General features: G+C 70.8%; 10 protein-coding genes and 2 tRNA genes. 8 read left to right on the top strand and 4 right to left on the bottom strand.

Annotated features, from left to right (window positions below; genetic code table 11):
- Positions 1-286: 286 nt before the first annotated feature.
- The 3 genes from Q1K26_RS08800 to Q1K26_RS08790 all read right to left on the bottom strand — a co-directional run bounded on the left by Q1K26_RS08800 (position 287) and on the right by Q1K26_RS08790 (position 1,563).
- Positions 287-571 carry a DUF1905 domain-containing protein gene (locus tag Q1K26_RS08800; RefSeq protein WP_300009083.1) on the bottom strand — a complete coding sequence of 95 codons (285 nt, stop codon included), beginning with the start codon at positions 569-571 and terminating at the stop codon, positions 287-289.
- 44 nt (positions 572-615) lie between these two features.
- Entirely contained in the window at positions 616-993 is a 378-nt protein-coding gene (locus Q1K26_RS08795) for a VOC family protein (protein WP_300009082.1), read from the bottom strand.
- Between the two features lie 493 nt (positions 994-1,486).
- Positions 1,487-1,563: transfer RNA gene (locus Q1K26_RS08790), tRNA-Pro, on the bottom strand.
- A gap of 134 nt (positions 1,564-1,697) precedes the next feature.
- Here Q1K26_RS08790 and Q1K26_RS08785 point away from each other — a divergent pair.
- The 4 genes from Q1K26_RS08785 to Q1K26_RS28725 all read left to right on the top strand — a co-directional run bounded on the left by Q1K26_RS08785 (position 1,698) and on the right by Q1K26_RS28725 (position 4,128).
- Entirely contained in the window at positions 1,698-2,402 is a 705-nt protein-coding gene (locus tag Q1K26_RS08785; RefSeq protein ID WP_300009081.1) for a CHRD domain-containing protein, read from the top strand.
- Between the two features lie 22 nt (positions 2,403-2,424).
- Positions 2,425-3,072 carry a sortase gene (locus Q1K26_RS08780; protein WP_300009080.1) on the top strand — a complete coding sequence of 216 codons (648 nt, stop codon included), beginning with the start codon at positions 2,425-2,427 and terminating at the stop codon, positions 3,070-3,072.
- A gap of 111 nt (positions 3,073-3,183) precedes the next feature.
- A tRNA-Gly gene (locus tag Q1K26_RS08775) sits at positions 3,184-3,254 on the top strand.
- A 205-nt stretch (positions 3,255-3,459) separates the two neighbouring features.
- Positions 3,460-4,128: a type II toxin-antitoxin system RelE/ParE family toxin gene (locus Q1K26_RS28725; RefSeq protein WP_363320444.1), complete on the top strand. Its 669-nt coding sequence runs from the start codon at positions 3,460-3,462 to the stop codon at positions 4,126-4,128.
- 224 nt (positions 4,129-4,352) lie between these two features.
- Here the strand turns inward: Q1K26_RS28725 and Q1K26_RS08760 are convergent, their stop codons facing one another.
- Positions 4,353-5,045 carry an FCD domain-containing protein gene (locus Q1K26_RS08760; RefSeq protein ID WP_300009078.1) on the bottom strand — a complete coding sequence of 231 codons (693 nt, stop codon included), beginning with the start codon at positions 5,043-5,045 and terminating at the stop codon, positions 4,353-4,355.
- 108 nt (positions 5,046-5,153) lie between these two features.
- On the opposite strand from Q1K26_RS08760, the gene Q1K26_RS08755 reads away from it, so the two are divergent.
- From Q1K26_RS08755 to Q1K26_RS28720, 4 genes are all read left to right on the top strand, one after another.
- Positions 5,154-6,020 (top strand): fumarylacetoacetate hydrolase family protein, encoded by an 867-nt coding sequence (locus Q1K26_RS08755; RefSeq protein WP_300009077.1) that lies wholly within the window; start codon positions 5,154-5,156, stop codon positions 6,018-6,020.
- Between the two features lie 165 nt (positions 6,021-6,185).
- On the top strand, positions 6,186-6,350 hold the full coding sequence (locus Q1K26_RS08750; RefSeq protein WP_300009076.1) for a hypothetical protein: 165 nt from the start codon (positions 6,186-6,188) through the stop codon (positions 6,348-6,350).
- Positions 6,351-6,362: 12 nt separating this feature from the next.
- Positions 6,363-7,670 (top strand): pirin-like C-terminal cupin domain-containing protein, encoded by a 1,308-nt coding sequence (locus Q1K26_RS08745; RefSeq protein WP_300009075.1) that lies wholly within the window; start codon positions 6,363-6,365, stop codon positions 7,668-7,670.
- Entirely contained in the window at positions 7,562-8,083 is a 522-nt protein-coding gene (locus Q1K26_RS28720; protein ID WP_363320446.1) for a GNAT family N-acetyltransferase, read from the top strand. Before Q1K26_RS08745 ends, Q1K26_RS28720 begins: the two co-directional genes overlap by 109 nt.
- The last annotated feature ends 89 nt before the right edge of the window (positions 8,084-8,172 follow it).

The raw sequence follows: 8,172 nt of genomic DNA, 5'->3' as shown, positions 1-8,172 counted from the left end.
CATCACGGCTCGCCCAGCAGCAGCTACCCAGCCAGGCGTTTCTCTAGGCGTTTCTCGGTTCGACAGCCACCCGCACCGCCCTGACCTGCAGCCTCACCCGCCCAGGATCTCCAGACCGGCCGAATTACGCGGAACGCGGGCTCGCGTCGGGCGGCTTCGTGATCGCGCGACAGCGCCGTCGCACCCCCGCGACCAACCCCGCCGGTGGGCGAGGCGGTGCCGGGTCCTGGGCCGAGCCATCGCCGCCGGAGGTGACGGCCCGGCCCCGGGCGCCCGCGGATGCGGTTCAGTTGAGCCGCTCGGTGAGGTGGATCTCGACGTCGTCACCGTCGCTCTTGCCGATGGCCCTACGGATGGGGTCGGCCACCGGGAGCTTGTGGGTCCCGTCGCCCAGGGCCATGAACGCCCCGGTGAACGGTTGGCCGTCGACGGTACCGGCGACCTTGACCAGGCCCCGGGTGCCGAAGATCGTCGCTGAGTCGGGTAGCTGGACGCAGGTCCAGGTGTCACCCGGGCGCACCTTGCCCAGCCGAGCGGTGAACGTGATGTCCAGTTCCTCGGGGTTCGCCATGATCGTGGTCCTCCTTCGTGTCGATCAGCGGAACGTCGCGGTGGTCAGCGGGGCTCGCGCGGGTCGTACTCCTCCATGTAGACCACGCCGTTGCCGTCGGGGTCGGTGAAGGAGAACATCGCCGGCACGCCGTCCATGAGGACCAGCTCGGCGTCGTGCAGCGTCACACCGGCGTCACGGAGCGTGTCGTGGGCCCGTCGAGCGTCCGAGGTGCCCAGCCGGATCGCGACCGGGATCTGGCTGTCGGGAGGCAGCAGTACCACGGAGACACTCGAGCCCGGCGGCGCGACCTCGACCATCCGCGCTCCTGGCCAGAGCTGCACATCGGTGCGCAGGTCGCACCCCAGCACCTCGGTATAGAACCTCAGTGCGGCGTTCTGGTCGGACACCGGAACGGACTCACTCAGCACTCTCGTCGTCATCGGCATGCTCATTGGACGCCACAGCGGACCGAAACTCGTCGCCTCGCAAGCAAGGACACCCCCGTCGACGGGACGGCGGCGGATCGGGTCGACGTCGGGGACGAGGCGGGGCGGGCCGACGCCCGGCGCCGGCGGGACACTCCCTCCGGCTTCACGTCGTCGGTCGGGACGCCGCTCGAACCGCGCACGCCCACCCGCACCTCCCACGCCCCGTGCGCCCGGCACGGCCTGCGCCGTGGCCGGCCGCACGACCTGCGCCACGTGCGTCAACCTGCTGCGCACGCTCGGTGTCAGCCCGCGCGTCGTGATGGAGATCGTCGGACACTCGGCCATCGAGATGACCATGAACGTCTACGCGCACGTCTTCCTGGACGGTCAGCGCGCCGCGCTCGCCGTGCTCGACGACCAGCTCACGGGCGGACTGCGATCACCCGCGCTGCTCTCAACGATCGCTGTCAAACGATCTTGCAAGGCATCCTTGCCCTGTCTGACCTGGTCGGGGTGGCGGGATTTGAACCCACGGCCCCTCGCTCCCAAAGCGAGTGCGCTACCAAGCTGCGCCACACCCCGTCCGGGGGAGTGTATGCCGCTTGCCCGAACGGGTTGCAGGCCGACGTCGAGAAAGGGTCGGACGGGCTTGAACGGTGGAGGTCTCACCTGCGTAGCAACGGACGAACCGACACGTATCCCCCGGGAGGAACCGCATGCGAACCACCGTCCGTCGAGTCGCGATCCTGAGCGCGACGACCACCGCCGCGTTCGCCCTGTCCGCAGGGCCCGCCTTCGCTCAGGACACCGAGGTGCCCGAGCCCGACACGTTCACCAGCATGTTCACCACCACGACGACGCCGGACATGGTCGTGAACGCCGACGGGATGGCGGTTCCGGGGCCGGAGGGGGCGACCGGTACCTGGAACTTCCGCATCAACAGCGACCAGGAGATCATCTGCTACGACATCACGGTGGAGGGGATCACCGCCGAGTACGAGAGTCCGGCCCGGACGGCGACCCACATCCACGAGGCGGCGGCCGGCACCTCCGGTCCCCCGCGCATCGTGTTCCCGAACCCCACCGACGCCGGTGACGGAACCCTGACCAGTTCCGGCTGCCTGCAGGGCCCGTTCACGACGGGCGTGGCCCCCGAAGGGACCGACACGGGCGACGGGTTCACCCTGGCCGAGATCGAGTCGGACCCGGCGGGCTACTACGCCGACGTGCACACGGCGGACTTCGTGCCCGGCGCGATGCGTGGGCAGCTCAGCGCCGTGCCGATGGGTGGCGTGGACACCGGTGCCGGTGGCACGGCGGCTGCGGACGGCGAGTGGATGCCGGCCGCGCTCGGCGCGCTGGCCCTGCTCGGTGCGGCGGGCGTCGGCATCACGGCCGTGCGTCGCCGTGCCACGGACTGAGTCGACCGGATCCCGGCGGTCGGTGCTGGCGCAGGCAATCGGGTCCGCGGTAGCCCTGGCTGCGGCCGGGCTGCTGATGTCCGGGCTGGCCACGGCCGGCTCGGAGGGCCACGGACCGGGTCACGGTGGGGGGCACACCGTGGCCGCAGACGGGTCGATGGTCCACGACGGCGTGACCTTCTACGCCGGACCCGTCCCGGACGTCATCCCGGACGACGTCCTCGCCGCCGCCGAACCCACCGCCATCGCCATCCCGGCGATCGGGGTCGGGTCCGAGCTCCTGGACCTGGGCCTGCAGCCCGACGGCAGTGCGGAGGTGCCGGCCGACTACGCCCTCGCCGGCTGGTTCCGGGAAGGCGGCCGCCCCGGGGTGATCGGGCCGACGGTAGTGCTCGGGCACGTCGACTCCCCCGACGGCCCGGCGGTCTTCTACCGCCTGCGTGACCTCGTTCCCGGTGACGTCGTGGAGGTGAGAACCGCGGGAGGTGCCGTCGCCGTCTACTCGGTGGACCGCATCGAGCAGGTGAGCAAGGACGAGTTCCCGACGTTCGAGGTGTTCGGCGCCACGCGCGACGACGTGTTGCGCCTGGTCACCTGCGCGGGGGAGTTCGACCGTGGCGAGCGCAGCTACGAGGACAACCTCGTGGTGCACGCGAGCCGCAGCGCCTGACGGTGCACACTCTTCGGTCGCCGTGCACACGCTCCGAACTGTGCACGGCGACCGGGAGGTGTGCACGGCACGGGATCGGCTAGGCTGCGGAAGTCCGGTTCACCGGACGCTGCGGGCGTAGCTCAATGGTAGAGCCCTAGTCTTCCAAACTAGCTACGCGGGTTCGATTCCCGTCGCCCGCTCTACGTTTGACCTGCAGCTTTGCAGTGTAATTGCCATCTTCACTCGCCCCGCGTGGTGCGAAATGTGGCACGAGTCAACTGGTGGTGCGAACTCGGGATGACTCCTGAGGTCGATGCGTACCGAGGCCGTCGTGCTCGGTCGGGGTTCTATGGTCTAGCGCCCAGGTATAGCGGAAGCTAAACTCGATGCGGTCGAGGAGGGGTCGTGTGGGGGATCTACCTGACCGGCGAGATCGACCGGTGGCTCGATCGACTGGCCGCCGACGACCCGGACAGCCACCGTCAGGCGGTGTACGCGATCGAGGCGTTGGCTGAGAGTGGTCCGAACCTCGGCCGTCCGCTGGTGGACCGGATCAAGGGGTCGTCGCTGCACAACCTGAAGGAGCTGCGTCCGAGGTCTGCGGGTACGACGGAGATGCGGATCTTGTTCGCGCTCGACCCGTGGCGCAGCTCGGTGCTGTTGGTGGCGGGAGACAAGTCCGGTCGGTGGCGCGAGTGGTATCGGCAGGCGATCCCGCGAGACGTATCTGAAGGAACGCACGGCAGAGGTCGAGGAGGGCGGGCTATGAGCACGGTTCGGTGGTCGGAGATCCGGGGCAAGCATGTCGAGGCGATCGGTGAGCAGGACGTCGAGCACGGCAAGACCCGGTTGCTCGCGCAGGTCCGTGCTCATCGTCTGGCCGAGATGCGCAAGCGGCGGGGACTCACCCAGCGTCAGGTCGCGCAGGCGATGGGCGTGACGGTCGGGCGGGTGAGCCAGATCGAGAACGGCGAGCTGGCCGGGATCGACGTACTCGATCGCTACGTCAGCGCGCTCGGCGGCGATCTCCAGCTTGTGGCGAACTTCGGTGATGAGCAGATCAAGGTCGGCTGACGCCGTACGGGCAGCGAGGCCTCGGTCAATTCGGCCGATCGGACGATCATGGTCTGTACTGCACTTCCCGGCCAAGATCGAAGAGCCCGCATACTCCTGCGCGACATCGACCGCGGCCACGCCCCTCGAAGTGCACGACCGGTCACCGCGAGATGCCAGGCGCGACACTGCTCGCTTCGTACCCCGGAGCCTCATGATCGTCGTCCGATGTCCGTGTGCTCCAATCACCGCAGGTCCGTCGCATCCTCGTCGGCGCAGGTGATCAGCAGCTGTGCGGTGTGCGCGATGTGCTGGCGCAGCCGCTCCGCGGCGAGGTCGGGGTCGCGCGCCACAGCGGCGTCCAACAGCCCGCGGTGTTCGGCGCTGATGTCGCGGTCGGGCTCGTGGCCCAGGGAGACCGACCAGCGCCGGTAGAGCTCGGCCTCCGCGCGCAGGGACGCGGCGGTCTGCATCAGCCGCCGGTTGGTGCAGCCGGCGAGCAGGGCGTTGTGGAAGGCCGCGTGCGCGTCCGCCCACTGGTCGGTGACCCGGCGCGGGTCGTCCGGGGCGGTGAAGTGGGCCCGCTCCAGTACATGGTGCGCGCCGATCGCCGTGGCTTCCCACTCCACGTCGCCCTCGACGACCGAGCGGTGCAGCACCAGGGACTCGACCTCGACCCGCGCGCTCGTCAGGTCGGACAGGTCGTCCTGCGAGAGCGGAGCCACCTGGTAGCCCTGGCGGCTCTGCCCGCGGACCAGCCCCTGCGCGGCCAGTCGCGCCAGCGCCTCGCGGGCCACGCCGACGCTCGCGTCGTACTGCTCGCACAGGTCGGGGAACTTCAATCGCTGCCCGGGGCGTAGGTGCCCGTCAAGGATGTCCGACCGCAGCCGGTCGTGCACCAGGTCGGTCCTGGTGCGGCCCGCCGCCCGTCTCACCATGCCATCACAGTAGCTAGATACGATCATTGAAGCAACATTCGAAACTTTCTTGACGCGTCGAATGTGGGCGAGTACACAGGAGTCCATTCCGATTGCAGGAGGTAGGACATGCGGATCGCGAACCTCGCGGGGCGACTGGTGCTGGTGGCCGCCGACGGCTCGGCCGTCGACGTGTACGGGGCGAGCGGCGGCAAGTTCGAGCCGGAGCCGCAGGACGTGTTCGAGGTCTGGGACGAGTTCGCGGGGTGGGCCGCCGGGATGGAGCCGGACGCGATCGAGCCCGCGCACCGCGCGCCGCTCGACGTCACGCTGCTGGGCAGCCCGGCGCCGGAACCGCGGCAGGTGTTCGCGATCGGGCTGAACTACGTCGACCACGCGGGCGAGTCCGGGCTGTCCGTCCCCGAGCAGCCACCGGTGTTCACCAAGTTCGTCACCAGCATCACCGGCCCGACCGGCGACATCACCCTTCCCGCGGGCGACGTCGATTGGGAGGTCGAGCTGGTGGTCGTGATCGGTGCCCGGGCGCACCGGGTTCCGGCCGCCAGGGCCTGGGAACACATGGCCGGCCTCGCGGTCGGCCAGGACCTTTCCGAGCGCCGCCTGCAGCTCACCGGCCCGGCGCCGCAGTTCAGCCTGGGCAAATCGCACCCGGGCTTCGGCCCGATCGGTCCGGTCCTGGTCACTCCCGACGAGCTCGCCGACCGCGACGACCTCGAGCTGGGTTGCCTGATCAACGGGCAGCAGGTGCAGAAGGGCCGGACCCGCGACATGGTCTTCCCGATCGCCGAGCTGGTGCAGCGGCTGTCCGCGGTCACCCCGCTGCTGCCCGGTGACGTCATCTTCACCGGAACCCCCGCCGGGGTCGGCCTGGGCCGTACCCCGCAACGTTTTCTCGCCGACGGCGACGAGCTGGTCAGCTACGTCGACGGTATCGGCGAGATGCGGCACCGCCTCGTCGCCCCGGCCGAGGCCTGAGAGCACACCAGAGAGGAAGGTGGCGACGATGCCGCTGCACCGGCTGGCCTCGATCACCGTCGGCGTGCCGAACGTCGAGGAGACCATCGACTACTACCGGCAGTTCGGGCTCGCGCCCGCCGGGGACGGCTGGCCACCACCGACGGCGGGCGCCAGCTCCGCCTGGTGCCGGCCCCGGCGCGCCGCCTGGTGGAGATCCGGGTCGGTGTCGACGACCCCGATGACCTCGACGCCGCGGCCGCATCGCTGCACAAGCTGGAACTGCCGGTCAGCCGCGAGGGCGGCGCGCTGCTCACCCGGGAACCGGTCGCCGGGTTCCGGGCCGCGTGAGGGGGACCGAAGATGTCAGCCGAACCGGTCCGGCCCGATGACCACCTGCTCAGCCCGGACAACGCGGTGAACGACCGCGGGTGTGGCGCCGGCGACACGCTCATCGTCGCCAGCGCCGATCGGCAGGAGACCCGGCTGCCTGGCCTGGACGTAGTCACCCTGGGTGGCCACCCGATCCACGAACCGATCGTCCGGGCAGGCCCGTCCGTGATGAACACCGAGGCCGAGGTCGGGCACGCCCTCGAGGACGACCAGGTGGGCAGGCCCGGCCTCGACCCCGCGAGCTACGTTCCATACGGGTCGCCGGGCAGGGTGGCCGAGCGGGCTGAGCGGATCGGCGACTGGAGGACGGCGATGAGCAACCTGGAACGCGATCCGGGCGTGCTGGTGTGCGGCGGCCGCGGCGACGTCCCGGCCGAGCCCGTGGTCGAGGTGCTCCCCGGCCGCGAGGTCGTCCTCGGCGAGAGCACCAGGGTGCGTCGGTTGCTGCCCACCCTGGGCAGGCGCCTGATCGGCGCCTGGTGCTTCATCGACCACTACGGGCCCGACGACATCGCCGTCGGGCCGGGGATGCAGGTCCCACCGCACCCGCACATCGGTCTGCAGACCGTGAGCTGGCTGCTCGCCGGCGAGATCCACCACCGCGACAGCACGGGCTGCGACGCGCTGATCCGCCCCGGCGAGCTGGCCCTGATGACCGCCGGCCGGGCGATCGCGCACGCCGAGCAGTCCCCGGTGGCTCATCCCGCCCTGCTGCACGGCGCGCAGCTGTGGGTGGCGCTGCCCGAGGCCGACCGCGGGATCGCGCCCGACTTCACCCACCACACCGCGCTCCCCGTGCTCACCCAGCGCGGGATGACCGCCACCGTGCTGCTGGGCGAGATGGCCGGGGCGCACTCGCCGGGCCGGGTGTTCTCGCCGCTGATCGGGGTCGACCTCGCCCTCGACGCCGGTGCTGACGTGGTGCTGCCGCTGGAACCGGATTTCGAGCACGGCGTCCTCACCGCGACCGGCAGCGCCGATGTCGCCGGCGCCCGACTCGGTCCCGGGGCCCTGCTCTACCTCGGCACCGGCCGCCGCGAGCTGCGGCTGCGCACCAACGCCCCGGCCCGGTTGTTGCTCATGGGTGGTGAACCGTTCGCCGAGGAGATCGTCATGTGGTGGAACTTCCTGGGTTCCAGCGGGGAGGAGGTCGCCGGGGCGCGCGAGGCCTGGGTCGCCGGCGAGCGGTTCGGCACCGTGACCGGCTACGAGGGCGACCCGATGCCGGCCCCGACCATGCCGCGAACGCCGCTGCGGCCACGCGGCCGCACCCGCTGACGTGCCTGCACGGTCGTCCTCGGCGGAGGAGACGGCGAACCCAGCAGCGTCATCACCGGGAGCCGATCGGCATCCGACCACGAGAGGAGGGATGTATGGACGAGCACGCGCACGAGGTGGCTGTGGCCGATGCGCCTGAGCGCTCGCGCTTCGAGATCACCGTCGACGGTGAGCTCGCCGGCTTCGCGGAGTACCGGCTGCGATCGGGCCGGGCGGTGTTCACCCACACCGAGATCGACGACGATCAGCAGGGCCGCGGCCTGGCTGGGCGACTCGCGCAGGCGGCACTCGGGAGAGTCCGGGGCCGGGGGCTCCAGGTGATCCCGCTGTGCCCGTACATCGCGGCCTACATCCGCCGACACCCCGAGTACGTCGAGCTGGTCGACGCCGCGCACCGCGAGCGCGTGTCGTGACCCGTGGCGACGGGGCGCCGACCGCGAGCTCGTCCCCGACCAGCGGGAACGGGTGGCTGCTTCGCCGGTGGCGAGTAGAGGCCGTCGCC

The sequence above is a fragment of the Pseudonocardia sp. genome, assembly GCF_029263155.1.
In the GTDB taxonomy this organism is placed as follows: domain Bacteria; phylum Actinomycetota; class Actinomycetes; order Mycobacteriales; family Pseudonocardiaceae; genus Pseudonocardia.
Note: the sequence above shows the minus strand (reverse complement) of the source record. Positions and strands in the feature narration are given on the sequence as shown.

Coding starts and splice junctions, on each gene's coding strand:
- Q1K26_RS08800 (WP_300009083.1), bottom strand. CDS start 571: ATGGCGAACCCCGAGGAACTGGACATCACGTTCACCGCTCGGCTGGGC.
- Q1K26_RS08795 (WP_300009082.1), bottom strand. CDS start 993: ATGACGACGAGAGTGCTGAGTGAGTCCGTTCCGGTGTCCGACCAGAAC.
- Q1K26_RS08785 (WP_300009081.1), top strand. CDS start 1,698: ATGCGAACCACCGTCCGTCGAGTCGCGATCCTGAGCGCGACGACCACC.
- Q1K26_RS08760 (WP_300009078.1), bottom strand. CDS start 5,045: ATGGTGAGACGGGCGGCGGGCCGCACCAGGACCGACCTGGTGCACGAC.
- Q1K26_RS08755 (WP_300009077.1), top strand. CDS start 5,154: ATGCGGATCGCGAACCTCGCGGGGCGACTGGTGCTGGTGGCCGCCGAC.
- Q1K26_RS08745 (WP_300009075.1), top strand. CDS start 6,363: ATGTCAGCCGAACCGGTCCGGCCCGATGACCACCTGCTCAGCCCGGAC.